The sequence below is a fragment of the Rhizobium sp. SJZ105 genome, assembly GCF_007828365.1.
In the GTDB taxonomy this organism is placed as follows: domain Bacteria; phylum Pseudomonadota; class Alphaproteobacteria; order Rhizobiales; family Rhizobiaceae; genus Agrobacterium; species Agrobacterium tumefaciens.
Genome location: NZ_VIUP01000001.1, coordinates 744,019 through 767,406 on the forward strand (window position 1 = coordinate 744,019; position 23,388 = coordinate 767,406).

The 23,388-nt window shown below is 58.4% G+C and carries 21 protein-coding genes and 1 other annotated feature; of the genes, 14 read left to right on the plus strand and 7 right to left on the minus strand.

The genetic code is table 11. The features are described from left to right. Positions 1-143 precede the first annotated feature (143 nt). From FB593_RS03745 to FB593_RS03755, 3 genes are all read right to left on the minus strand, one after another. Complete coding sequence (locus FB593_RS03745; protein WP_013635882.1) at positions 144-1,475, minus strand: L,D-transpeptidase family protein; 1,332 nt, start codon at positions 1,473-1,475, stop codon at positions 144-146. 375 nt (positions 1,476-1,850) lie between these two features. Beyond that, on the minus strand, positions 1,851-2,360 hold the full coding sequence (gene ldtR, locus FB593_RS03750) for a transcriptional regulator LdtR (protein ID WP_025593036.1): 510 nt from the start codon (positions 2,358-2,360) through the stop codon (positions 1,851-1,853). Between the two features lie 234 nt (positions 2,361-2,594). Then, the gene (locus FB593_RS03755; protein ID WP_003512497.1) at positions 2,595-3,032 is read right to left on the minus strand and encodes a DUF6163 family protein; all 438 of its coding nucleotides are present in this window, start codon (positions 3,030-3,032) and stop codon (positions 2,595-2,597) included. Positions 3,033-3,213: 181 nt separating this feature from the next. Between FB593_RS03755 and hemB the strand changes: the two genes are divergently transcribed. From hemB to FB593_RS03780, 5 genes are all read left to right on the plus strand, one after another. Next, the gene (gene hemB / locus FB593_RS03760; protein ID WP_003512495.1) at positions 3,214-4,227 is read left to right on the plus strand and encodes a porphobilinogen synthase; all 1,014 of its coding nucleotides are present in this window, start codon (positions 3,214-3,216) and stop codon (positions 4,225-4,227) included. Between the two features lie 115 nt (positions 4,228-4,342). Continuing rightward, positions 4,343-4,801, plus strand: a complete 459-nt coding sequence (locus FB593_RS03765) for an RDD family protein (protein ID WP_038490628.1) — start codon at positions 4,343-4,345, stop codon at positions 4,799-4,801. Positions 4,802-4,977: 176 nt separating this feature from the next. After that, positions 4,978-5,745 (plus strand): arginyltransferase, encoded by a 768-nt coding sequence (locus FB593_RS03770; RefSeq protein WP_038492769.1) that lies wholly within the window; start codon positions 4,978-4,980, stop codon positions 5,743-5,745. Positions 5,746-5,817: 72 nt separating this feature from the next. Beyond that, the gene (locus FB593_RS03775; protein ID WP_038490623.1) at positions 5,818-6,039 is read left to right on the plus strand and encodes an AbrB/MazE/SpoVT family DNA-binding domain-containing protein; all 222 of its coding nucleotides are present in this window, start codon (positions 5,818-5,820) and stop codon (positions 6,037-6,039) included. Then, positions 6,036-6,425 carry a type II toxin-antitoxin system death-on-curing family toxin gene (locus tag FB593_RS03780; RefSeq protein ID WP_038490620.1) on the plus strand — a complete coding sequence of 130 codons (390 nt, stop codon included), beginning with the start codon at positions 6,036-6,038 and terminating at the stop codon, positions 6,423-6,425. The genes FB593_RS03775 and FB593_RS03780 overlap by 4 nt, the downstream gene beginning before the upstream one ends. A 64-nt stretch (positions 6,426-6,489) precedes the next feature. Here FB593_RS03780 and parC read toward each other — a convergent pair whose 3' ends face one another. Beyond that, positions 6,490-8,742 carry a DNA topoisomerase IV subunit A gene (gene parC, locus FB593_RS03785; RefSeq protein WP_013635880.1) on the minus strand — a complete coding sequence of 751 codons (2,253 nt, stop codon included), beginning with the start codon at positions 8,740-8,742 and terminating at the stop codon, positions 6,490-6,492. A 230-nt stretch (positions 8,743-8,972) separates the two neighbouring features. Between parC and FB593_RS03790 the strand changes: the two genes are divergently transcribed. Beyond that, a complete protein-coding gene (locus FB593_RS03790) occupies positions 8,973-10,163 on the plus strand; it encodes a hypothetical protein (protein ID WP_003512485.1) in 1,191 nt (396 codons plus the stop codon). Positions 10,164-10,206: 43 nt separating this feature from the next. Here the strand turns inward: FB593_RS03790 and FB593_RS03795 are convergent, their stop codons facing one another. The 3 genes from FB593_RS03795 to aspS form a co-directional block, all read right to left on the minus strand. Next, positions 10,207-11,688, minus strand: coding sequence for a SulP family inorganic anion transporter (locus FB593_RS03795; protein ID WP_145166334.1), 1,482 nt, complete (start codon positions 11,686-11,688; stop codon positions 10,207-10,209). A gap of 74 nt (positions 11,689-11,762) precedes the next feature. Further along, positions 11,763-11,818, minus strand: a sequence feature (sul1 is cis-regulatory element that is thought to sense ions involved in sulfur or methionine metabolism; They are found in Alphaproteobacteria). 76 nt (positions 11,819-11,894) lie between these two features. Next, positions 11,895-13,349, minus strand: a complete 1,455-nt coding sequence (gene creD, locus FB593_RS03800) for a cell envelope integrity protein CreD (RefSeq protein WP_003512481.1) — start codon at positions 13,347-13,349, stop codon at positions 11,895-11,897. Between the two features lie 256 nt (positions 13,350-13,605). After that, positions 13,606-15,393 carry an aspartate--tRNA ligase gene (aspS, locus tag FB593_RS03805; protein ID WP_003512477.1) on the minus strand — a complete coding sequence of 596 codons (1,788 nt, stop codon included), beginning with the start codon at positions 15,391-15,393 and terminating at the stop codon, positions 13,606-13,608. Between the two features lie 180 nt (positions 15,394-15,573). Here aspS and FB593_RS03810 point away from each other — a divergent pair, with 180 nt between their 5' ends. From FB593_RS03810 to FB593_RS03845, 8 genes are all read left to right on the plus strand, one after another. Then, complete coding sequence (locus tag FB593_RS03810; RefSeq protein WP_113473830.1) at positions 15,574-16,845, plus strand: MFS transporter; 1,272 nt, start codon at positions 15,574-15,576, stop codon at positions 16,843-16,845. An 82-nt stretch (positions 16,846-16,927) separates the two neighbouring features. Beyond that, on the plus strand, positions 16,928-18,088 hold the full coding sequence (gene rnd / locus FB593_RS03815) for a ribonuclease D (RefSeq protein WP_003512471.1): 1,161 nt from the start codon (positions 16,928-16,930) through the stop codon (positions 18,086-18,088). Positions 18,089-18,225: 137 nt separating this feature from the next. Next, on the plus strand, positions 18,226-18,840 hold the full coding sequence (locus FB593_RS03820; RefSeq protein ID WP_065704759.1) for a hypothetical protein: 615 nt from the start codon (positions 18,226-18,228) through the stop codon (positions 18,838-18,840). A 185-nt stretch (positions 18,841-19,025) separates the two neighbouring features. Further along, a complete protein-coding gene (locus tag FB593_RS03825) occupies positions 19,026-20,054 on the plus strand; it encodes an adenylate/guanylate cyclase domain-containing protein (protein ID WP_003512469.1) in 1,029 nt (342 codons plus the stop codon). A gap of 149 nt (positions 20,055-20,203) precedes the next feature. Further along, entirely contained in the window at positions 20,204-21,559 is a 1,356-nt protein-coding gene (locus tag FB593_RS03830; RefSeq protein ID WP_065658055.1) for an esterase-like activity of phytase family protein, read from the plus strand. Between the two features lie 159 nt (positions 21,560-21,718). Further along, positions 21,719-22,066, plus strand: coding sequence for a hypothetical protein (locus FB593_RS03835; RefSeq protein WP_003512467.1), 348 nt, complete (start codon positions 21,719-21,721; stop codon positions 22,064-22,066). A 176-nt stretch (positions 22,067-22,242) separates the two neighbouring features. Then, positions 22,243-22,557: a hypothetical protein gene (locus FB593_RS03840; RefSeq protein WP_003512466.1), complete on the plus strand. Its 315-nt coding sequence runs from the start codon at positions 22,243-22,245 to the stop codon at positions 22,555-22,557. 187 nt (positions 22,558-22,744) lie between these two features. Further along, positions 22,745-23,377, plus strand: coding sequence for a DapH/DapD/GlmU-related protein (locus tag FB593_RS03845; RefSeq protein WP_145166335.1), 633 nt, complete (start codon positions 22,745-22,747; stop codon positions 23,375-23,377). The last annotated feature ends 11 nt before the right edge of the window (positions 23,378-23,388 follow it).

Below are 23,388 nucleotides of genomic sequence, written 5' to 3' on the forward strand. Positions count from 1 at the left end.
CAGCGAGATTTGCCCGTCAAACTGCGACGTTGCGACAAAAAACGGCAGCTGTTTTTTCAAAACCAGCAGCGAAAATGAAAAAAGCCACACCCGACGGGGTGCGGCCTTTCACTTAAATATAAAAACCTGATGGCAGCGCCGGATCAGTTGCGCGGCAACAGGTCGTCGTCGACAGGTCCAGCCGGCTGTTCGATGCCGGTGGTGGTGTTGAGCGCCAGTTCGGCGTTGCCGTCCTTTTCATAGATGTCGTCGCGGAACTGCACCACGCCGTCCTTCGCCGACCATGCGGTGATGTAGACGAAATAGACAGGCACTTCCTGCGCCAGCTTGATCGGTGTGTTGACGCGGGTGGCGATGACGCGTTCCATTTCCTGACGCGACCAGCCGGGCGTGTCGCGCAGCAGCCAGCTTGTGAGGTCGCGCACGTTCTGTACGCGCACGCAGCCGGACGATTCGAACCGCATCAGCTTGTTGAACAGACCCTGCTGCGGCGTGTCGTGCATATATTCGTTGTTCGGATTGTGGAAGTTGATCTTCGTCGAGGACATGGCGTTGATCTTGCCGGGGTCCTGGCGGAACATCAGGTTCGGTGCCTTTGGCGCAAACCAGTCGACCGCCGTCGGCGAAACTTCCTGCCCCTTGCCGTCGATGAGGCGGATGTTGTTCCGCTCCAGATAGGTCGGGTCCTTCTGCATCAGCGGCACGATGTCCTTTTCGACGATCGAGCGCGGCGCTGTCCAGTAAGGGTTGAGGATGACTTCGTAAATCTTGGAATTGATGACGTGCGTCGGGCGGCTGGCGCGACCGACGACGGCGGTGTTGCGCAGGACGACGCGCTCATTCTCAACCGCCTCGATGGCAGCGGCCGGAATGTTCACCATCAGGTGACGCTGGCCGAGATCGCCGGACATGGACTGAATGCGCACGAGGTTGGTCTGCAACTGGGCCAGACGGATCTGGGCCGAAACATTGAGCGCCTTGGTCGTGTATTCGCCGCTGACACCATCGGCGGGAAGGCCGTGGCGGGCCTGGAAGCGCTTCAACGCACCATCGACGTAAGAGTCGAAGGCGCTGGAAATGCCAGCTTCGCGCGGCAGGTCGCCGGAAACCATCAATCGCTGGCGAAGCGCCTGAACGGAAGGATCGGAAACGCCGATCTGGAGACGCTGCTGGGTGACGGGCACGTCCGGCCAGCCGCCATTCTGCACGATCTGCTGATATTGCATGATCGCCTGCTGCATGTAGACAGGCGCTTCCCGTCCGAGAACCGGGTTGTTGGAAACGACACCAACGGCGGAACGCGACGAATTCGCGTCGAACTGGTCATCCCAGTTGCCGCGGCGCGATGAGCCCATGAGATCGTTGAGTGCATTCTGCGCCAGGGCCGGCGCGGCAAGCGCGGCAACACCAACGGAAACAGCCGAGCGCAGAAGCGCACGGCGCGATACGGATTCGGAAACGGTTTTTTTTGTCATTCTACCTACCAGCCACTCTCTTCGGCATTCTCAACAATGCCTAAATCAATATGATTAACAAACACGTACAACGTGTCTGCCGGCCGGTAATGCTCAATACCCATGGTCTGGGCGCTATTGTCTGGCAGAACAGTCGGGACTTGCCACGACAGCAGGAGAAACCGCCGGCTCCTTCACCTTTGCGGGTCCCATATCAATATGGCCAATTCGTGTCACGGACCTTTTCTCACGAAGCTGTGTATGCCTGCAAAACAGGGCGAAAGCGCACCTGAGAGACCGGGCTTGACACGCACAGGTGAACGGCGCCTCCAACACGAATCCGCAAGCCGGAGGCAAACCGATGCCCCCGGCGCTAACAGTGAAACCGCCGCGGAATTAGAGACGATAAGCGATCGAGTCGTTCCAGAAGCGATCGAGGCGCTGCAGCAGCTTGTTCATTTCGGAGAACTCGCCGGTGCCGATGCCGCCGACCTTTTCGATCGAGCCGACGTGGCGCTCGTAGAGGTGAGCAACCGTTTCGGCGATTTCCTGGCCTTTTTCAGTCAGGCTGATGCGGACCGAGCGGCGGTCGACACGCGAGCGCTGGTGGTTGATGAGACCGAGGTCTACGAGCTTCTTGACGTTGTAGGAGACGTTCGATCCGAGGTAATAACCACGCGAACGAAGCTCGCCGGCCGTCAGTTCGGAATTGCCGATGTTGAACAGCAGGAGCGCCTGAACGGCGTTGACGTCATCGCGACCCTGACGATCGAACTCGTCCTTGATGACATCGAGGAGGCGGCGGTGGAGACGTTCCACCAGGTGCAGCGACTCCATGTAGAGCGAACGAATGGTATCTTCATGTGCGTCGGCAACAACGGCCTGCGGCTTTGCTTTGCTATTGATCATGACTGCCTCACTGTTTTGTTTGGCGGTGTGTTTGTTTGTCTCCCGCCTTGAGTGAGAACCTAATCAATGCGCATAAAATTCTACTTAAAAGCTACGATTAACAAATGCTTACCTGCATTTTCCCAAGTGGGTCAAACTTGTGGCGAAGCGGGACTGGCTTATCGCCATGCATTACAAATCAAAGACTTAGCAATAAAATTCGACCGAAAACCAGGCTTAATTGCTTTATTCTTATGGTAAATCAATTCTTGCGCGCTCTTCATTCTGGCGCTGATCGAGCCAAAAAGCGACCAGGAATAGTATATAAATGGTTGCCACGAGACCGTGCATGACGGGTACAAGCGTGTTGGCGCCGAAGATATATGGCCACACCTTATACATGGCGATCTGGGTGCCGGCACCCAAGACCCACATGACTGCCCCCCAGGAGGCGCCGAGCCAGAGACCGAGCGCCGCGACCGGGAAAATCACCGCAAGCGCACTACCCGCCACTCGCCATGGCAGGTTAAGCATATCGAACCGCCCATGCCCGCCGAGAGAATATCCCGTCAGCATCGCCCAATATTGCAGGCCGAACCAGAAACAGGAAACCGCGACCAGCCTCATGAAGACCAGAAAGAGGATTTCCGTCAGCGGACGTTTCGGCAGAGGTTGAGAATCAGGTTCCATGGCCGGAAGATACGGTTTCGACGGGCGGGCGACCAGCCCATATTGAATTCGGCGGCTTGCCTTGTCAAAGCACCCTCGCTCACCGGGGAAGTCCAGGGGGAAACATTGTCGCATTCGCACGGCGCTTGCTTCGTGTTATGCAGCTTTCCTGACTTGGGTGGGATACGAAGGACATTCTTACATGCAGGACAAAACGCATCTGGTCGACGCGATCACCGGCCATCGCCGCATGCGCCGCAATCGCAAGGCCGACTGGACTCGCCGTCTGGTTCAGGAAAGCCGCCTGACCGTCGATGATCTCATCTGGCCGGTCTTCATCGTACCGGGCAGCAATATCCTCGACCCCATACCGGCGATGCCCGGCGTAAACCGCATGAGCGTCGACAAGCTGGTCGAAGCGGCGAAGGAAGCCGCCGATCTCGGCATTCCGGCGATTGCGACCTTCCCGAATATCGAGATGGACTTGCGCGACGAGACCGGCTCGAATGCGCTCGAGGCCAACAACCTCATCAATCAGGCGACCATCGCGGTCAAAAAAGCGGTTCCGAATATCGGCATGATCACCGATGTTGCGCTCGATCCCTTCACCAGCCATGGGCATGACGGCATTCTGCGCGGCGATGAAATCGTCAATGACGAGACCGTGGATCAGGTCGTTCGTGCTGCAATCCTTCAGGCCGATGCCGGTTCGGACATTATTTCTCCGTCCGAGATGATGGATGGCCGCATCGGCGCCATCCGCCGCGGCCTGGATGCGGCCGGGCACCAGAACGTCGGCATCATGGCCTATGCCACAAAATTCTCCTCCGGCTATTACGGTCCGTATCGCGAGGCCATTTCGACGGCCGGACTGCTGAAAGGGGACAAGAACAGCTATTACATCAGCCCCGCCAACGGCATGGAGGCAATCCGCGACGCAGCGCTCGACGTGGAAGAAGGTGCTGACATGCTGATGGTCAAACCCGGCTTGCCCTATCTCGACATCTGTTGGCGGCTGAAAGAGAATTTCGGGCTGCCCACCTTCGCCTATCAGGTGTCCGGTGAATATACCCAGATCAAGGCAGCGGCCATGCATGGCTGGATCGACGGCGAGCGCGTGATGATGGAAACGCTTCTCTGTTTCAAGCGTGCAGGCTGCGATGGCATTCTGAGCTATTTCGCAGTGGAAGCCGCGCGCAAACTCGCGAAGGGCTGACAGCCGACGCTTATTGTATTCGGTCGTTTTCTTCCCATATTGTTTGCTGACACGGAATGCTGCCTGACGAAAAGCGCGTTTCGAGCTGTCATGTCTTCTCAGGAGAAAACGACCGATGAACCTCGACCAGAACCCTACCTATGTCGCACCGGACGACTGGCGCGCCTATAGCGGCGTACTGAGCCGACGGGTCTTCGCGTTCCTGATCGATTACGCGATCGTTCTCCTGCTTTGCATTCCAGCCGCCGTGATCGTCTTCTTTCTCGGCGTGATTACGCTGGGTCTCGGCTTCTTCCTCTATCCGGCCTTGTTCGTCATCGTCGCGGTCCTTTATTTCGGCGTGACGCTCAGCGGCCCGTCGCAGGCCTCACCCGGCATGCGGGCGATGGGAATCGCGATGGCGCGCATGGACGGACGGCGAATCGATTTCCTTCTGGCCACCGTGCACATTGCGCTTTTCTGGATCATCAACTCGGTTTTGACGCCGCTTATCCTGCTTGCAGGCCTGTTTACGGAGCGCTCTCGCCTCGTTCATGACTTCCTGCTCGGCACCGTCATGGTCAGAACCTACTGATATAAGGGAAAGCCACGAAAACGTGGCTTGCATATCAGGCAAATACCGCATGGTGCAGTTGACGTTTTCCGTCATTTTGCCATTCTGTGACATTATGCATGTCGCTTGAAGCGTCGCCGCACCCCGTGAAATCGCGGCGCGCTTTCACAACAGACGCAGGAGGCGATCACGGTTCGATGAACACGCAGGCGACGCCCTCTCCCCAATTCTATCTTACGGCACCGGCCACCTGCCCCTACTTGCCGAACCAGATGGAGCGGAAGGTTTTCACGCATCTGGTCGGCCCGCGTGCGTCGGAAATGAACGACCTTCTGACCCAGGGCGGCTTCAGGCGTTCACAAAACATCGCCTATCGCCCGGCGTGCGAAACCTGTCGAGCTTGCGTTTCCGTGCGCATCCTTGCCGAACAGTTCCAGCCGACGAAATCGATGCGGCGCGTTCTCTCCATCAACAAGGATGTCGTCGCCACCGTTCATGCCGCTGAGCCATCCACCGAACAGTTCTCACTGTTTCGCCGCTATCTCGACCATCGGCACCAGTCAGGCGGCATGTCCGACATGTCGGCGCTCGACTATGCGATCATGATCGAAGACACGCACGTCAACACTCGCATCATCGAATACCGTGTGCGAGAGCCCGGCTCCGGCATCGATTCCAGCAAACGAGGTGAACTTCTCGCCGTAGCGCTGAGCGATGTGATGAGCGACGGGCTGTCGATGGTCTATTCCTTCTTCAACCCCGATCTAGAAAAGCGCTCGCTCGGCACTTTCATGATCATGGATCACATCACCCGCACACGCGCGCTCGGCCTGCCGCACGTCTATCTTGGCTACTGGGTCGATGGTTCTGAAAAGATGGGCTACAAGACGCGCTACCACCCGCAGGAGCATCTGACACCGCGTGGGTGGGAGGTTTATGTGCCTGCGGTAGAGACAGCCGAATAGATCAGTCCAACAACGGCATTGTCTCCACCCTGACGACCATGTTATAACTTAGTTATAACAGGAGTTGGCGTCATGAACATCACAATCCGGAAAATCGGTAATTCCGAAGGCATTATCATCCCAAAAGAAGTCCTGGATCGCATGGGTCTCAAGACGGGTGATACCCTTGAACTAAGGGAAGTCTCCGGGAACATCGAACTCGTCCCTGAACAAGCGGATTTGAGCGAGCAGCTTGAAGCTGCCCGGCGCGGCATGAAGAAATACCATGTGGCGCTGAGAGAACTCGCAAAATGAAAAGAATTAAGTGGCTGTCCCGAACTTCCATTGAAATAATACATCGGGAACAACTTGTTGAACATGGTGGCCTGCAAGGTCTAAAAGACGAGAACGCACTTGAGGCAGCTTTGGCACGCCCCCTTCACAAAGCCGCCTACGGTGAGGAAGACGCTCTAAGGCTTGCATCCGCCTATCTTTACGGGATAGCCCGCAACCACCCATTTTCAGATGGAAACAAACGAACCGCGTTTCTAGCGGCCTACACCTTCTTGTTCATCAACGGCCATGAAATCCACGCCGAGCAAGCTGATGTCATCGCTTTTGTTCTCGACGTCGCTGCCGGCAACATTGATGAGGACGGCGTTTATCTTTTTCTACGCGACCACGTCGTCCCACTCGATTAAACGGAAGCGCCGCACGTCTTTCGATATGCGGCGCTTCTTCTGTTTATATCGAGAGAGGACGGATTTACCCGCCAAATTTCCCGCTACGCGGAAAGCCCTTCGGTACGGTGCGACCTACTGTGGCGCGGTCTGCCAGCCATTCGCGCAATTCCTCACCGACCTTGGTGAAGAGGCGCCCGGCCGTGTCGGACCAGCTCAAGCCGTCTGCGAGCGCGAAACATTTCACATCAACCACGCCGCCGTCCTTGTAGCGTTGCAGGCGCACGCCCTTGCCGCGTGACATTTCCGGCACCTGCGACAGCGGGAAGGCCAGAAGCTTGCGGTTTTCGCCAACGACGGCGACATGGTCGCCAGTAACAGGTACGGCGAGCTTGGCTTCGTCAGGCATGGCGACATTCATGATCTGCTTGCCCTTGCGGGTATTTGCGACCATTTCGCTTTCGGCCACGATGAAGCCGTTGCCGCCAGTCGAGACTAGCAGAAGCTTGCGCGACGGATCGTGAACGAAGGCCGTCAGGATGTCCTGATCGTTCTCCATATCGACCATGATGCGGATCGGCTCGCCATGGCCGCGACCGCCCGGCAGCTTGTCTGCGCCGAGCGTGTAGGCCTTGCCGCCGGTGGTCAGCAGCAGCAACTTGTCGGTCGTCTGCGCCGGGAAGGCGAGCTTCGGGCCATCGCCCTCCTTGAAGGTCAGAGCCGACGTATCGGACATATGCCCCTTCAGCGCCCTGATCCACCCCTTCTGCGAGATGACGATGGTGACCGGTTCCTTTTCGATCATCGCCTGCTGGATGGCCTCGATGTCGGCATCCGGCGCATCCGCAAACTGCGTGCGGCGACGGCCGATCTCGGTTGCCTTGGCATATTTCTTTTTGACCTCGCCGATTTCCCAGGCGACGGTCTGCCATTGCTTTTCATCGGAGGCGAGCAGCCCCTCGATTTCAGCCTTCTCGCTGCTGAGTTCGTCGAACTCCTTGCGGATTTCGAATTCCTCGAGCTTGCGCAGATTGCGCAGACGCATGTTGAGTATGGCTTCGGCCTGATTATCGGTGAGCGACCACTTGGCCATCATCACCTGTTTCGGCTCGTCCTCCTCGCGGATGATACGGATCACCTCATCGAGATTGAGATAGGCGACCAGCAGGCCGCCCAAAATCTCGAGCCTGCGATCGATGGCCGCGAGACGATGGCGGGAACGGCGGACCAGCACGTCCTTGCGGTGTGCCAGCCATTCGCTCAGAACCTCGTTCAGCGCCATGACCTTCGGCACCCTGCCAAGCGACAGTACGTTCATGTTGAGCGGCAGGCGGCTTTCAAGGTCGGACAGACGGAACAGCGATTCCATCAGCAGCGTCGCGTCGACGGTACGGTTTTTCGGAACCAGCACGATACGCACGTCTTCGGCCGATTCGTCGCGAACATCCTCAAGCAGCGGCAGTTTGCGGGCGAGCAGCAGCTCGGCGATCTTTTCGATCAGCCGAGATTTCTGCACCTGGAACGGGATTTCGGTGATGACGATCTGATAGCCGCCACGTCCGAGGTCTTCCGTTTCCCATTTGGCGCGCACGCGGAAACCACCGCGCCCGGTCTTATAGGCTTCGAGAATATTCTCGCGGCTTTCGATGATCACCCCGCCGGTCGGCAGGTCGGGGCCAGGAATGAATTCCACCAGCTTTTCAACCGTCGCATCCGGATGCTTGATGAGATGCAGAGCTGCGTCGCACAGTTCATGGGCGTTGTGCGGCGGGATGGACGTCGCCATGCCGACGGCAATGCCGGAGGCGCCGTTGGCAAGCAGATTGGGGAACGCGCCCGGGAGGACGACCGGCTCCTCATCTTCCTCATTATAAGTAGCGCGGAAGTCAACCGCGTCCTCGCCGATGCCTTCGAGCAGCAGCGCTGCTACATCGGTCATGCGTGCTTCGGTATAACGATAGGCGGCGGCGCCGTCGCCATCGATATTGCCGAAATTGCCCTGCCCGTCCACGATCGGATAACGCTGCGAGAAATCCTGCGCGAGACGGACCAGCGCATCGTAGACCGACTGGTCGCCATGCGGATGGAACTTACCGATAACGTCACCGACGATACGGGCGCATTTCTTGAAAGCCGAGTTGGGGCGGATGCCCATTTCGCTCATGGCGTGGATGATGCGGCGGTGAACCGGCTTCAGTCCATCGCGCACATCCGGCAGCGCACGATGCATGATCGTGGACAAGGCGTAAGCGAGGTAGCGCTCTTCAAGCGCCGCCTTCAAATCGACCGGATGAATGTTATCGTCTCCGCCTGACGGAGGTACAAGATTTTTTCCCATGGTGCTTGACTAGCGGAAATGCCGATTCCCGGCAAGGAATTCGGGGGGCTCGGCTGTGGACGAAACGATGCCTTTTGTGAGGATTTTTATTAACTGCGTTGCGAATGCCGCAATGCCGCCGTCATACGAATCGATCTAAATCCTGTAGACCTTTGAATAATCGCGAATATAAATGTCACCATTCACATTTAGAACACGGTGCACATCCGCACATTGAGGGAAGAAACACTATGAGACTGAAATCCACCCGGCAGATTCTTTTCGCAAGTGCCGCGCTTCTCGCGCTTTCCGCACCGGCATTCGCACTGGATGGCAATGACGTTCTGAAAAAGATCAACGCCGCCTACGCCGCGCAGGGCGGTGAAATCGCCGCCGGATCCGTCGCCGTCAACGGCGACACGGTGACGCTGAACGGCGTAACCTTTAATGCGGCTGCCGATCCGGCCAAAAAAATTCCGGTCGGCAACGTCACCCTTGAAGGCGTCGAGGAAAACAACGGCGGCTACAAGATCAAGAACGCGCGTTTCGACAATGTCGATTACAAGCAGGAAAACGTGGAGATCAAGGCTAACGACATCTACATGTCAGGTCTCACCATCCCTGCAGATGCGACGACGGGCACGATTGATGCGCTGATGTTCTACGACGAGGCGCATAGCGGTCCGATTTCCGTTTCCATCGACGGCAAGCAGGCTTTCTCGCTCGAGGAAAGCAGCGCAACGATGTCCGTCAGCGACGACAAGGCCTCGATCGGCTTCGATCTCGACGCATCCGGCTTCAAAGCCGATCTCAGCGAAGTCAACGATCCGGCCACGAAGGACGCAATTGAAAAGCTCAATCTGCAGGCCCTTTCCGGCAACATGACCATGAGCGGAAGCTGGGAAGTTGCCTCCGGCACCGTAGACGTCGAGGAATATGCCATCGACCTCGACAAGGTCGGCCGTCTCAACATGTCGTTCGGTTTCTCCGGTTACACACTCGCCTTCATCAAATCGATGCAGGAGACGGTGAAGGCGCAGGCTGCAAATCCGAACAAGGAACAGGCGGAACAGGCAGCGGGCCTTGCCATGCTCGGCCTGATGCAGCAGCTTTCCTTCGTTAATGCCGAAATCAGCTTCGAAGATGCCAGCATCACCAAGCGCGCCATCGACTACGCTGCAAGCCAGCAGGGTATGACCAGCGATCAGCTTTCCCAGACCATCAAGGGCATGGCGCCCATCATGATGGCTTCGCTCAACGTTCCGGAATTGCAGAACATGGTGTCGGCTGCGATCAACGCCTATATCGACAATCCGAAGAGCTTCTCCATCTCGGCCGAACCGGAAAAGCCGGTTCCCTTCCCGATGATCATGGGCGCCGCCATGGGTGCACCGAACACCCTGCCGACAATGCTCGGCGTCACGGTGACGGCAAACGAATAGCACAACAAAAAGCCCCGGTTACGCCGGGGCTTTTTACTTCTGGTCAGTGGATTGAGGCTGTCGCTCCATCCTGCTTGTCGTGCAGGGCGAAACGGTCGATCATATGGGCGCTCGCTTCGTTGACGCCGATCACCTCGACCGTCTTGCCGGTCTTGCGGAATTTCAGCACGACCTTGTCCAGCGCACCGACAGCCGAAATGTCCCACAGATGCGCCTGTGTGACGTCGATGGTGATCGTTTCCACGTCTTCGGCAAAATCGAAGGCGGCAATGAAGCTCTCCGTCGAGGCGAAGAAAATCTGCCCATCGACGCGGTAGATGCGGTGCCGACCATCCGCGACAAGCTCTGGACGAACGTGGAAGAGTTTTGAAACCTTCCCCGCGAAAAACACGCCGGAGAGAAGCACGCCTGCGAGCACGCCTTTTGCGAGATCATGGGTCGCCAGCACGGTCCCGACCGTTACCAGCATGACGATGCTGGAAGACGGTGGATTGCGGCTGAGATCGAGAATCGAACGCCACGAGAAGGTGCCGATCGAAACCATGATCATGACAGCCACAAGAGCGGCCATTGGAATGATGCGGACAAGATCATCCAGCACCAGAATGAGGAACAGCAGGAAGGCGCCCGCCACAAAGGTGGAGAGCCTGCCCCTGCCGCCGGATCTGACGTTGATGACCGACTGGCCGATCATGGCGCAGCCGCCCATGCCGCCGATCAGCGCGGAGGCGATGTTGCCTGTCCCCTGCCCGATGCATTCCCGGCTCTTGTTGCTGCCGGTATCTGTCATGTCGTCGACGATCTGTGCCGTCAGCAGGGATTCCAGGAGACCGACGGCAGCCAGCGCTGCGGAATAGGGAAAGATGATCTGCAGCGTTTCGAAAGTCAGCGGCACCTGTGGCAGGGCGAAGACCGGCAGCGTCGAGGGCAGCTCGCCGAGATTGCCGACGGTGCGGATATCCATGCCGAAAAACACCGCTACGCAGGTCAAAACGACGATGGCGACCAGCGGCGACGGGATGATTTTCGTGACCAGCGGGAAGAGATAGATGATCGCAAGACCAGCCGCGATCATGACGTAGGTTGCGACAGGCACGCCTATCAGCTCGGGCAATTGCGCCATGAAGATCAGGATCGCCAGCGCATTGACGAAGCCGGTCATGACTGAGCGAGAGACGAAGCGCATCACCCGCCCGAGCCTTGCAAAGCCCGCAGCGATCTGCAGCACGCCCATGAGGATGGTCGCAGCAAAGAGATATTGTAGGCCGTGTTCCTTCACCAGCGTCACCATCAGGACGGCTGTGGCGGCGGTTGCCGCGGAAATCATGCCCGGACGGCCACCGGTGAAGGCGCAGACGCAGGCAATGGCGAAAGAAGCGAACAACCCCACCTTCGGATCGACGCCGGCGATGACGGAAAAGCCGATTGCTTCGGGAATGAGCGCGAGTGCGACGACGATGCCGGAAAGCACATCGCCGCGAATATTGGAAAACCACTCACGTCTGTAAGTCTGAAATCTGTTCATTTGATTTTTTCGCAAAGTATGACGCACCGGCCGGAAGCATGTCCGGTAGATTGAAAAAGAATGTCGGTGCTTTGCGTTGTCTGGCGGATCGGCGGCCAGAAGAGCCACCCGGAATTTCACCGGGTCCGTGGTGAATGCTCCACCTATAGACGGCAAAAAAGCGGGCAGCAAGTTGTCTGCCCGCCTTTCGATGCTGGCGATGCGCCTTACGAGGCTTCGCTGCGACCAATATTGGTGTTGTGCTGGGTTGGGCCGGTTCCCGACCAGTCGACCCTGCGGGTTGCGAACATGGTGGCAGCAATGGCGATGAAAGATATCAACGCGCCGGCCAGCAGCGCATATTCATCCTCATTCAGAACCAGATACATGACCCCATAAGCCACCGCCAGAACCGTGAACAGGGCTATCCCGTTCTGACGGCTATCGGTTGCGCTTCCGAGATAGGAGGAGATCAGGAGCGCTGTCAGAAGCGACGCCGCAGCATAGGCGATGGTGAAGCCCGTATGTTCCGCAAGTGCGAGCAGCAGCACGTAGAAAACGATCAGCGCCAGCCCCGTCAGCACGTACTGAATCCAGTGCACGCTGCTGCCGCCCCTCAGTTCGACGATGAAGACGGCCAGGAACACCAGAGAGATGAAGCCTATCGAATATTTGAGTGTCCGGGCGATGATCTGGTAGAATTTCACGGGCTCGACGAGGTTGATCCTCATCAGGCTGTCGGTCAGCGGCAGGCGCGAACTCTCGACCACGCGGTCTATGCCCCTTGCGAGATAGGGGATTGTCCAGTTGGCCGTGAAATCCGAGGCTGTGACGGTCTTTTCCTCCGGCAGGAACAGGCCTTCAAAGCCGGGATGCGGCCAGTTGGCCTTGGCCGCCAAACTGGTGGTCTGGCCGGCGGGCGCGACGGCAAAGCTGCCGGAACCATTCAGGGAGAAGGCTATATCGAAATCGAAGCCTTTCTCGACAAGGCCTCTTTCGATCGATCTGTGCACGCCGGCATCGGACCTGATGGACATGTCCTGCGCACCCGTGCGGGGCGCTATGACAGAGATATCACGCATGCCGGGATCGAACGGCAATACGGAACCGCCATCGATCCTGACACCGGCGCTCGAGCGAATGCCGGTCATATCCTGTATGCTGAGAACGAGAATGGCGCTGTCGAGGCGGGGCGTGCCGGAGAAGCGGGCGAGATCCTGAAGGATGCCGGCACCGAACCGGCCTTTGAGGACAAGGTCGCCATTATAGACCGGCAGGCTGTAGATCGACAGCCGCTTCTCCTCGGTCTTCAGATCGGCCGTGACATCAAGCGTTTCCGGCATGACCAGCGCCCATTCGGTCGTGCGATCGACGATGCTCTGGCCGTTCACCTCGCGGCGTCTTTCCACGTCGAAAGGCACGGCGAGATAAGGGCCGTTCACCACCTGATCGCCACCCCAGCCGCTGGCGATACGGCCCGAAACATCCTCGGCCCGCGAGGCGCGCTCTTCCGTCAGCGCCCAGACGAGAAGCAGCGGTACGAGCAGAACCATCGATATGAAACCGATCATCAGAAACTTGGCGCCCGGTGAGCGCAGGCTGACGGCGAAGCCGTTGCGAGGCGGGGCTGGCGGCATCTGCCCACCGGCCGGGGCGAGATCTTTTTCCGATTCATGTGCCATTCTGAAATCCTTATAAATATGATCGCGCCGCAACCCCAAGCGAAGTTCGGCCGGCGCTGTCCCAAGTTTAAAATCCCCGATAGTCTTTGCGTCCCCAAAATGAGCGCAAAACTATACTGGGATCGGATTCCGGCTGATTACGTTCGGAATTCCGTTAAACTCGCGGTAAAATTGTGACTTTCCCACGTTCGTTGCAGAAACAGAAAGGGCCGGCGTCGCCGCCAGCCCTTTTGTTCAAAACCCGTGGCGGTTGAGATCAGTCCTTCTTGGACGGAACCACGCGCAGCGCCAGCTCGCGAAGCTGGGTCGGCGTTGCCGGGGACGGCGCGTTCATCAGCAAGTCCTGTGCCTGCTGGTTCATCGGGAACAGCGTGATTTCGCGCAGGTTCTTCGCACCAACCAGAAGCATGACCACGCGGTCGATACCGAAGGCGCAACCGCCATGCGGAGGCGCACCGTACTGGAAGGCGCGGTAGAGACCGCCGAAGCGCTCTTCCACGTCGCTCTGCGACAGGCCGACCTTTTCGAAAGCCTTGACCATCAGCTCGGGCGACTGGTTACGGATAGAGCCGGAGGCGATTTCGAAGCCGTTGCAGACCGCGTCATACTGGAAAGCCTTGATGGAGAGCGGATCCTGCCCTTCCAGCGCTTCCATTCCACCCTGCGGCATGGAGAAGGGGTTGTGGGCGAAATCGATCTTCTTTTCTTCGTCGTTGTATTCGAAGAAGGGGAAATCGACGATCCAGCACATTTCGAAACGGTCGCGGTCAATCAGGTTCAGCTCGTCGGCGGCACGGGTGCGCGCCTCGCCGGCAAACTTGTAGAACTTGGCGGGATCGCCCGCGACGAAGAAGCAGGCGTCGCCCGCCTCAAGGCCAAGCTGCTGGCGCAGCGCCTCGGTGCGTTCCTCGCCGATGTTCTTGGCAAGCGGACCGGAGCCGGCAACCTTGCCTTCTTCTTCCTTCCAGAAGATGTAGCCGAGGCCCGGCTGGCCCTGGCTCTGCGCCCAGGCGTTCATGCGATCGCAGAATGCACGCGAACCACCGGTCTTGGCCGGGATAGCCCAAACCTGCACCTTGGGGTTGGAGGCGATCATGTTGGCGAAAACCTTGAAGCCCGAGCCATCGAAATGTTCGGTCACGGCTTCCATGACAATCGGGTTGCGCAGGTCCGGCTTGTCGGAGCCGTATTTACGGATCGATTCGTCATAGGGAATGCGCGGCCATTCTTTCGTCACCGGCTTGCCTTCGGCAAACTGTTCGAAAACGGCCGTCATCATCGGCTCCATCGTGGTCCAGACGTCTTCCTGGGTCACGAAGCTCATTTCGACGTCGAGCTGGTAGAATTCGCCCGGCAGACGGTCTGCACGCGGGTCTTCATCGCGGAAGCATGGAGCGATCTGGAAGTAGCGGTCGAAACCGGCCACCATCAGAAGCTGCTTGTACTGCTGCGGGGCCTGCGGCAGCGCGAAGAACTGGCCTTCGTGGATGCGCGAGGGAACGAGGAAGTCTCGCGCGCCTTCCGGCGAGGATGCGGTGAGGATCGGCGTCGTATATTCGGCAAAGCCCAGATCGCCCATACCCTTGCGCATGGAGGAGATGATCTGCGTGCGCTTGACGATGTTCTTGTGCAGGGTTTCGCGGCGCAGGTCGAGGAAGCGATACTTCAGGCGAACATCTTCGGGATATTCAGGCTCACCGAAGACGGGCAGCGGCAGTTCCTTGGCAACGCCCAGAACCTCGATCTCCTGCGCATAAAGCTCGATCTCGCCAGTGGCCATGCCCTTGTTGATGGTGTCTTCGGACCGCGCCTTGACGAGACCGTCAATGCGGATCACCCATTCACCGCGCACGGTTTCCGCAACCTTGAAGGCCGGGCTATCGGGATCGGCCACGACCTGGGTAATGCCGTAGTGGTCGCGAAGGTCGATAAAGAGAACGCCGCCATGATCTCGCACGCGATGAACCCAACCGGAAAGGCGAACGGTTTCGCCGACGTCGGACTTGCGGAGAGCGGCACAGGTGTGGCTGCGGTAACGATGCATTTTAATATCCTGGAGCGTGTCGTGGGCCAGATGGGCGGCACTGTCGAAATTTGCCGGAAAAGCGCATGACCAGCCCGATTTGTCAAGGCAAAGCACAACAATGTCGCGTTCAGCCTGTCCTTTCGCGCACCTTCGCTTTAGATAGTGCTTATTCAGCCCGCCAAACCGAGTCGGCCCGCAATGAGCCAGATCAGACCTCTTATCCCGCTTCTCGTCACCGCCGGCATTCTGATTGGCGGCAACGGTCTGCAGGGAACCTATATCGCGCTGCGGGGCCTGTCCGAAGGGTTTTCGGCCAGCACCATCGGCCTCATCAGCGCCGCCTACAGCATCGGATTCGCGCTCGGCTGCATTTCGGTGACGCGCCTTCTGCGCAAGATTGGCCATATCCGCACCTTCGCCACCATGGCGGCGGTCGCATCGGCCGCCTCGATCGCCATGCCGCTTGTCCTTCATCCCTTGTTCTGGATGTTGATGCGCTTCGTCATCGGTATTGCTGTCGCCTGCCTTTTCGCCGCGATCGAAAGCTGGATCAATGCGCAGGTGACGAATTCCAACCGTGCGCGCACGCTGTCCATCTATCGTTTCGTCGATCTCGGTTCCGTAACGCTCGCCCAATATATCATTCCCGTCGCCGGCATTGACGGGCCCGTGGTGTTTTCGCTGATCGCCATGGCGCTCACGCTGTCGCTGGTGCCGATCTCGATTGCCGACAAATCCAACCCCGCGCCGCCGAAACAGATCCCGTTCAATCTTTTCGCGGTGTGGCGCATCTCACCGCTTGCCGTCGTCGGCTGCGTGGCTGTCGGCCTCAGCATGGCGGCGTTTCGCAACATCGGGCCAATCTATGCCGAACAGATCGGCCTTTCCGTCACCGCCATCGCCACCTTCATGAGTGCGGGCATCATCGGCGGCGTGGTCTTGCAATATCCGCTCGGCGTCTATTCCGACCGTTACGACCGCCGCATCATCATTCTCGCTACCACGGCCTGCTCCGTGATTGTCGGTGTGTTTCTCGCCCTGTTCGCCGGCTCGGACGAATGGAGCAACATCATCGGCGTCTTCGTGTTCGGCGCCTTTGCCCTGCCGCTCTATTCACTGAGTTCCGCCCATGGCAACGACCATGCCAAAGAGGGCGAACATGCGATGGTGTCTGCCGGGCTGCTGTTCTTCTGGTCGGTGGGTGCAACCGTCGGGCCGCTGCTCGCCTCCGTCCTGATCGATCAGTTCGGTCCCAAAGCGCTGTTCAGCTACACGGCCGCGATCCAGATCGTTTTCATCGCCTACACCATATACCGGCTTAGGGTGCGCGAGGGAGTACCCGTTGAGGAGCGGAACTGGCGGTTCCGCCCGCTTTTGCGCACCTCGGCCTATTTTCAGAAGCTGGCCGCCCCTGCACCACCCAAAAACGACGGGCCGACGCCAAAACCACCTGAGAAAAACGATCCTTGAGCCTTCAAAAGCGGGCTTTGTATTGACATGCGCCCGGCAAAGGGAAAGTAAGACGGATAATTTTCACGAGTGGCCATTTGCAATGATTGAAACGACTGCCGCCCTCGCCGAAGCCTGCACGGAACTGGCGAAATCGGAATTCATTACCATCGACACCGAGTTTCTGCGTGAAACGACCTTCTGGCCCGAGCTTTGTCTCGTGCAGATGGCGAGCCCTACCCTTGAGGTACTGGTCGACCCGCTCGCCAAGGGTCTCGACCTTACGCCGCTGTTCGAACTCATGGCCAATCCCGATGTCGTGAAGGTTTTCCATGCGGCGCGTCAGGATATCGAAATCATCTATCATCTTGGCGGGCTTATTCCGCACCCGATCTTCGATACGCAGGTCGCGGCCATGGTGTGCGGTTTCGGCGATTCGATCTCTTACGACCAGCTGGTCCAGAGGATCAAGAATGTGCAGATCGACAAATCCTCACGTTTCACGGACTGGAGCCGCCGCCCGCTGACGGAAAAGCAGCTGGATTATGCGCTGGCCGACGTCACCCATCTGCGCGATGTCTATCTGGCGCTCAAGGCGCAGCTGGAGCGTGAAGGCCGCTCGCTTTGGCTGACCGAAGAGATGGACATTCTGGAATCGCGCGAAACCTATGACATGCATCCCGACGATGCCTGGCTGCGGTTGAAATCGCGCCTGCGCAAGCCGACTGAACTCGCCATCCTCAAATTTGTCGCCGCATGGCGTGAACGTGAGGCGCGGTCGCGCAACGTGCCGCGCTCACGCGTGCTGAAGGACGATGCGATCTTCGAAATTGCCCAACAGCAGCCGAAGGACACCGAGGCGCTGTCGCGGCTTCGCACCATCCCGAAGGGCTGGGAGCGCTCTTCCTCCGGCACGGCCATCATCGAGACCGTGAATGCGGCGCTGGCACTTCCGAAAGAGGAAATGCCGAAGGCGCCGCGTCACAGCCACGCACCGGAAGGCTCCGGCGCTGCCGTGGAGCTGTTGAAAGTTCTCCTGAAGCTGACGGCAGACAAGCACGGCGTCGCAGCAAAGGTCATTGCCAACAGCGAAGATCTGGACAAGATCGCTTCCGAGGGCGAGGCTGCTACCGTGGCAGCGCTGACCGGCTGGCGGCGCGAACTGTTTGGCGATGTGGCGCTGAAGCTCATCAATGGCGAAGTGGCATTGCGTTTCGCCGGCAAGAAGGTCGAGGCGGTTGATGTGGCGGTGAGCGAGGCCTGATCGCCCGCGCCTCGCGCAGTTTTGCGCGTTGTCCGGACGCGAAAGCGCTTCTGCTTTTACCGGACCTGCGCCAACCCAAATTTTGCCCGCATCGCGGTCCATCTCTTTGCAGATGGTCTCGCTTTGAGGGTATTTCCATGAAACCTGCCCGTGCTCTGCTGTTGGCCGCATCTATCGCGGCCGCAGGCATTTTCCCTACTCTTTCATCCACGTCAGCGCGCGCCGATGACGGCAAGGTCGATCTTCAGGGCGAATGGACGACCGATTGCCTTAAGATCGGCAAGAACGATCGTCACGGCATCGTCACTCGCATCACCATACGCGGTGGCCGCATGCATGCTGTCTCACAGATTTACGCCCGCAGCAGCTGCCAGCAGCCCACGGTGCAGGTGCGTTACGAAGGCACGCTGGATGGTGGCCTGAAGGACAACGACAGCATGCTCTTTGCCCATACCGTCACCTCGATCGCCATGACACCCAACGACCCCGCGGTTGTCGAGCATTATAATGGTGACCCGAAGGGTATCGGCTGCGGGTTGACTGGCTGGAAAGAGAATATTCCCTTCGATGTCGATGGTCGGACCTGCGCGGCCATCACCTTTGCCAGCAAGGGAGAAACCCTGTTCGACCGGGCATGGATAGACGGCAACCGGCTGCGTTTTGCCGCCTTCCCCGTCACATGGTCGAACCGCTCGCCGGACGACCGTCCGCAATCCCCGCTTGAAACGGTCTATTACAGAACATCCTATTAAGAAGTAGAGCCGGGTTCACAGCCCTTTTGCGGCAACGGGGCAACAGCCTTTCCAATCCTTCATGTGACCTTACCGAATGGTCACTTTTTGCAGCGCATTTTCCACATTAATGTCGCATATGACTTGAACAGAAGCTTCGCCTGACGGGGGCACGACGCTTCCCTTCCCCGAGATCAAGAACCGACATGAGAAAATTGCTGCCCATTCTGGATTACGTGGTGCTCTTCGTTGCCGTGGCCGGCAGCGGGGTGGCCTACGCGTTTCTGGAATATGGCGGCGGCGCGCTCATTGGCGCCACCTATGCGCTGTTCGCCTGTGCGCCAATCCTCGCCTTCGAGCGTGGTTACGTGCTGCCCGGTCTGTCGCGGCAGGTTAGCGCATTGCCGACACCGGCCTATATTGCCGTCGGCCTCATCATCTACGCCGTCCTCGTCTTCTGTGGCTTCGGGCTTGGCGGTACCATTCTGTGGGTTAGCGGCATATTTCCCGGCACCTGGAAACGGGCGGTGCATGCCGAGGTGCAGACACTGATCTTCACCCTCATCGTCTGCGGCATCATCGTTTTCATCATGCGCGTGCGCGAACTGCTGGGCCGTGACATCTTCATCGATCTCATACTTGGGCGCTATCGCCGTCCAGTCAGCGAAGACCGCGTTTTCATCTTCATCGACCTCGTCGGCTCCACTTCGTTTGCCGAAACCCATGGCGACCTGAAGGCGCAGGAGTTTCTGGGCGAAATCTTCGCGAGCTACGCAGCCCCCGTCAGAAGACATGGCGGCGTCATTGACGACTACATCGGCGACGCGGCCATCATCACCTGGCCCTATCACATGGCGATAAGGCGGGCAGCCTGCGTGCGCTGTGTTTTCGATATCCAGGCGACCATCGAGGACAAGCGCGACATGTGGCTCGCCCGTTTCGGTGAAGTGCCGCGCCTTCGCTTTGCGATTCATGGCGGGCCGGTCATAACAGCCGAAATCGGCGTCGATCACCACAAGATCACCTATTTTGGCGACACGGTGAACACCACTTCGCGGCTCGAATCACTGAGCAAGATGCTCGGCCATCCCGTGCTGATTTCTGCCGATCTCGCCCATCAGCTGGTGCTACCCAAAGGTGTTCGCAGCGAATATCTCGGCGAACATGCTGTCAAGGGACGCGGGCAGACGCTCGGCGTGTGTACGCTCAGCCAATATCAGGCCCCAGCCGCCTGAAAAAACCCCTGAAAACAAACGGGTAGCTTCGTTTCCGAGGCCGCCCGTCATCAAAATTCATCAAAGCTTCAAACTGCAATCACCTGCCTGTCATGTGGCACCCCTATCGCCTCAGTCCTGTCTTCAACAGGCATTGAGGGGTCTCCACCATGAAGCATATTCTTTTCGCACCTTTCGCCGTTCTTGCGCTCGCAACCGCATCCCATGCAGAGCAGGAGTTTCCGGCAAAGCTGGTCTCGCACGCCATTCTGCCCGCCAACACCATCATCGCAGCACCTGCCGATGCGCCGGAATACCTCAAGACATCCGCCAAGTTCACGACGGCCGACCGCAAGCGCGCCGAGGGTCTCGGCACCGTGCCCGGCAAGGATGGCGTTCGCCCGACCGGCCTCTCCATGCCGTTCAACGGCCAGGCCATGCAGGGCTTTTCCGGAATCAAGGCCATGGCGGACGGCAGCTTCTGGAGCCTTTCCGATAATGGTTTCGGCTCGAAGCTCAACTCCAGCGACGCCATGCTGATGCTCCACCACATCAAATTCGACTGGGATGCCGGCAAGGTCAACGCGCTGGAGACGGTGTTCCTTTCCGACCCGGACAAGAAAGCTCCCTTCCCCATCGTCATGGAAGGTTCGACCAAACGTTACCTGACGGGCGCCGACTTCGACGTCGAATCCATTCAGCCCGTTGCCGACGGCTTCTGGGTGGGCGAAGAGTTCGGTCCCTACATCCTGAAATTCACCCGCGACGGCAAGCTGACCGACGTCATCGCAACCAAGGCCGGCGATATCGAGGTGAAGTCCCCGGATCATCCGACCCTGGCACTGCCCGGCAACCCCACGCAGAAAATGCCCGCTTTCAACCTAAAACGATCAGGTGGTTATGAAGGCATGGCGCTCTCCAAGGACGGCTCGAAGCTTTACGGCCTTCTCGAAGGCCCGCTCTACACCGCCGACGGTCAGGTCGAAAAGACCGAAGACGGCTCAACCGCCCTTCGCATCATCGAACTCGATACCGCCAAGAAGGAATGGACAGGCCGCACCTGGCTCTACCCGCTGGCGCAAGGTGGTGAAGCCATCGGCGATTTCAACATGCTGGACGAGAGCACCGCGCTGGTCATCGAGCGTGACAATGGCGCCGGCACCGCTGACAAGGCCTGCGCCGACCCGAAGAAGCCGGACGTAAACTGCTTTGCCGTACCTTCCAAGGTCAAGCGCATCTACAAGATCGAATTCAACGACGCCAATGCCGGCAAGGCGGCGCGCAAGATCGGCTATATCGATCTGCTGAAGATCTCCGATCCTGATAACAGGAAGCGTCAGGGCGGCGGCAACGGTTTCTACGACATGCCGTTCGTGACCATCGAGAATGTAGACCGTGTCGACGCCACCCATATCATCGTCGGCAACGACAACAACCTGCCCTTCTCGGCCGGCCGTGCGCTGGACAAGGCTGACGACAACGAATTCGTCCTCCTGGAAGTCAAGGACCTTCTCGACGCGAAGTGAGGAAAGGAGTGCCGGAATTCGTTCCGGCACCGTCAGCGCATCGGCGCAAGCTCAACTGAACGGAGCGTTCCTGCGGCCTGAAAAAGGAAGCGAGGCGCTCCGTTACTGTACCGACCCAACCTGACCCGGAACCCGGTTCCGAAACAGGAAAGACCCGTCATGCAGGACAATGCCGAACGACTGTATTACGCCCTGAGGAAAAGCTGGTCACTCGAAACCAGCAGCCTGTGGTCGAGAGAAAACCCAGCCAGGGGACAAGGTGGCGTTACAGCTCTTGTGGTGCAGGATATTTTCGGTGGCGACCTCGCCAAAACCGTCGTTAGCGGCGCCGACCATTTCTACAATATCGTCAACGGCACCCGCTGGGATTTCACCTTCACCCAGTTCGATATTCCGGTCGGTTACGAGGACAGGCCCGCCACCCGCACGGAGGCGATGGCAAGGGCCACGCCCCTGCAATATGCCTATCTCAGCGCCTGTATCAGGAAGGCGCTGGGGCACGGTTGAATAATAACGGCTTGTAGCGAGGCGACCGGTTTGTCTCGGCGACAAACCGATTTCGGTCTGTCGTGTTTTTCGTTTGCGGTTTAAAATCCACAACTTCAGCTTCTCCTCTCAAAGCAGACACAATCCATGGCATAGTACCGCAGGTAAACGAGGTGTGCCGAGAGGAGAGTTGTGCGATGAGTGAGAGCTGCCCGGTCCTGACGCCCGCCGAACGGCAGGTTCAGGATATATTGCAACGGACAGAATCGGCGATGGTGTCCACTATTTTCGCAGCGCTTGAGCGTGCAAGCAAACAGGCTGCTGACGAACTCCAGTCAATCGGGTCTGAAATACAGCCACCGCCTCATGACTATTTTGCCGCTGTCGCACACCAGCAGCTTTTCCTGCTGCTATGCGGAGCCGATCTGGAAACATTCGAGGGCGGAGATCCCGAAGTCGCGCGTCACATCATTCAGAATGCCCAAAACATATCCGACCATTACTGGAAGTAAAAAAGCTGCGACTGCGGATGGTTCCGGCGGTTGACGGCGCTGTGTGAAGCCTGATTTCGTTCCACGCAAAGCGCGTACACGATCTGCATTTCAAAAGGATATCTGGCCTAATCGGCTTGCCTTCGCAATTTCGCGTCATATGCCCTTCATAGTCGCCGGTTACGCAGGCCGAAATCCGGAGACAGGCATGCACTCAACCGCACAACTCAATCGCCCCAAGCTCGCAGAGACAGTTATCCATTCGACGGCAAGCATAAGGGACTCGAACATAGGTAGCTGCTGCGAAATTTTGGCCGATACCTCTCTGCACAACGTCGAACTCGGGAATTACTCTTACCTCGGACCCCGTTGTATTGTCGGTGATGCGACAATCGGGAAATTCTGCGCTATTGCCGCGGACGTCAGGATTGGCGCACCGAACCATCCAATGGACCGACCGTCCATGCACCGTTTCAGTTACTGCCCGGAATATTACGCTACAGAGGCGGTGCGCGACGACGCTTTTTTAGATCGCCGCAAGGAGGATCGCGCCGTCATCGGTCACGATGTCTGGATCGGTCACGGGGTCATCGTGCTGCCGGGCGTGAAGGTTGGAGACGGCGCCGTGCTCGCAGCAGGCGCGGTCGTCACCAAGGACGTGCCGCCCTACACCATCGTCGGCGGTGTTCCCGCGAAGATCATTCGCGAGCGGTTTTCGCAAACCGTGGCGGGGAAGCTTGCCAAAATCGCCTGGTGGGACTGGCCCTTCGAGACGATCATGGCGCGGCTAGCCTACTTTCAATCAAGCGATATCGACGCCTTTTGTCAGCGCTGGTCCTAGTATAGCTCCAC

Coding starts and splice junctions, on each gene's coding strand:
- FB593_RS03745 (WP_013635882.1), bottom strand. CDS start 1,475: ATGACAAAAAAAACCGTTTCCGAATCCGTATCGCGCCGTGCGCTTCTG.
- FB593_RS03755 (WP_003512497.1), bottom strand. CDS start 3,032: ATGGAACCTGATTCTCAACCTCTGCCGAAACGTCCGCTGACGGAAATC.
- hemB (WP_003512495.1), top strand. CDS start 3,214: ATGCAGGACAAAACGCATCTGGTCGACGCGATCACCGGCCATCGCCGC.
- FB593_RS03765 (WP_038490628.1), top strand. CDS start 4,343: ATGAACCTCGACCAGAACCCTACCTATGTCGCACCGGACGACTGGCGC.
- FB593_RS03770 (WP_038492769.1), top strand. CDS start 4,978: ATGAACACGCAGGCGACGCCCTCTCCCCAATTCTATCTTACGGCACCG.
- FB593_RS03775 (WP_038490623.1), top strand. CDS start 5,818: ATGAACATCACAATCCGGAAAATCGGTAATTCCGAAGGCATTATCATC.
- FB593_RS03780 (WP_038490620.1), top strand. CDS start 6,036: ATGAAAAGAATTAAGTGGCTGTCCCGAACTTCCATTGAAATAATACAT.
- parC (WP_013635880.1), bottom strand. CDS start 8,742: ATGGGAAAAAATCTTGTACCTCCGTCAGGCGGAGACGATAACATTCAT.
- FB593_RS03790 (WP_003512485.1), top strand. CDS start 8,973: ATGAGACTGAAATCCACCCGGCAGATTCTTTTCGCAAGTGCCGCGCTT.
- FB593_RS03795 (WP_145166334.1), bottom strand. CDS start 11,688: ATGAACAGATTTCAGACTTACAGACGTGAGTGGTTTTCCAATATTCGC.
- creD (WP_003512481.1), bottom strand. CDS start 13,349: ATGGCACATGAATCGGAAAAAGATCTCGCCCCGGCCGGTGGGCAGATG.
- aspS (WP_003512477.1), bottom strand. CDS start 15,393: ATGCATCGTTACCGCAGCCACACCTGTGCCGCTCTCCGCAAGTCCGAC.
- FB593_RS03810 (WP_113473830.1), top strand. CDS start 15,574: ATGAGCCAGATCAGACCTCTTATCCCGCTTCTCGTCACCGCCGGCATT.
- rnd (WP_003512471.1), top strand. CDS start 16,928: ATGATTGAAACGACTGCCGCCCTCGCCGAAGCCTGCACGGAACTGGCG.
- FB593_RS03820 (WP_065704759.1), top strand. CDS start 18,226: ATGAAACCTGCCCGTGCTCTGCTGTTGGCCGCATCTATCGCGGCCGCA.
- FB593_RS03825 (WP_003512469.1), top strand. CDS start 19,026: ATGAGAAAATTGCTGCCCATTCTGGATTACGTGGTGCTCTTCGTTGCC.
- FB593_RS03830 (WP_065658055.1), top strand. CDS start 20,204: ATGAAGCATATTCTTTTCGCACCTTTCGCCGTTCTTGCGCTCGCAACC.
- FB593_RS03835 (WP_003512467.1), top strand. CDS start 21,719: ATGCAGGACAATGCCGAACGACTGTATTACGCCCTGAGGAAAAGCTGG.
- FB593_RS03840 (WP_003512466.1), top strand. CDS start 22,243: ATGAGTGAGAGCTGCCCGGTCCTGACGCCCGCCGAACGGCAGGTTCAG.
- FB593_RS03845 (WP_145166335.1), top strand. CDS start 22,745: ATGCACTCAACCGCACAACTCAATCGCCCCAAGCTCGCAGAGACAGTT.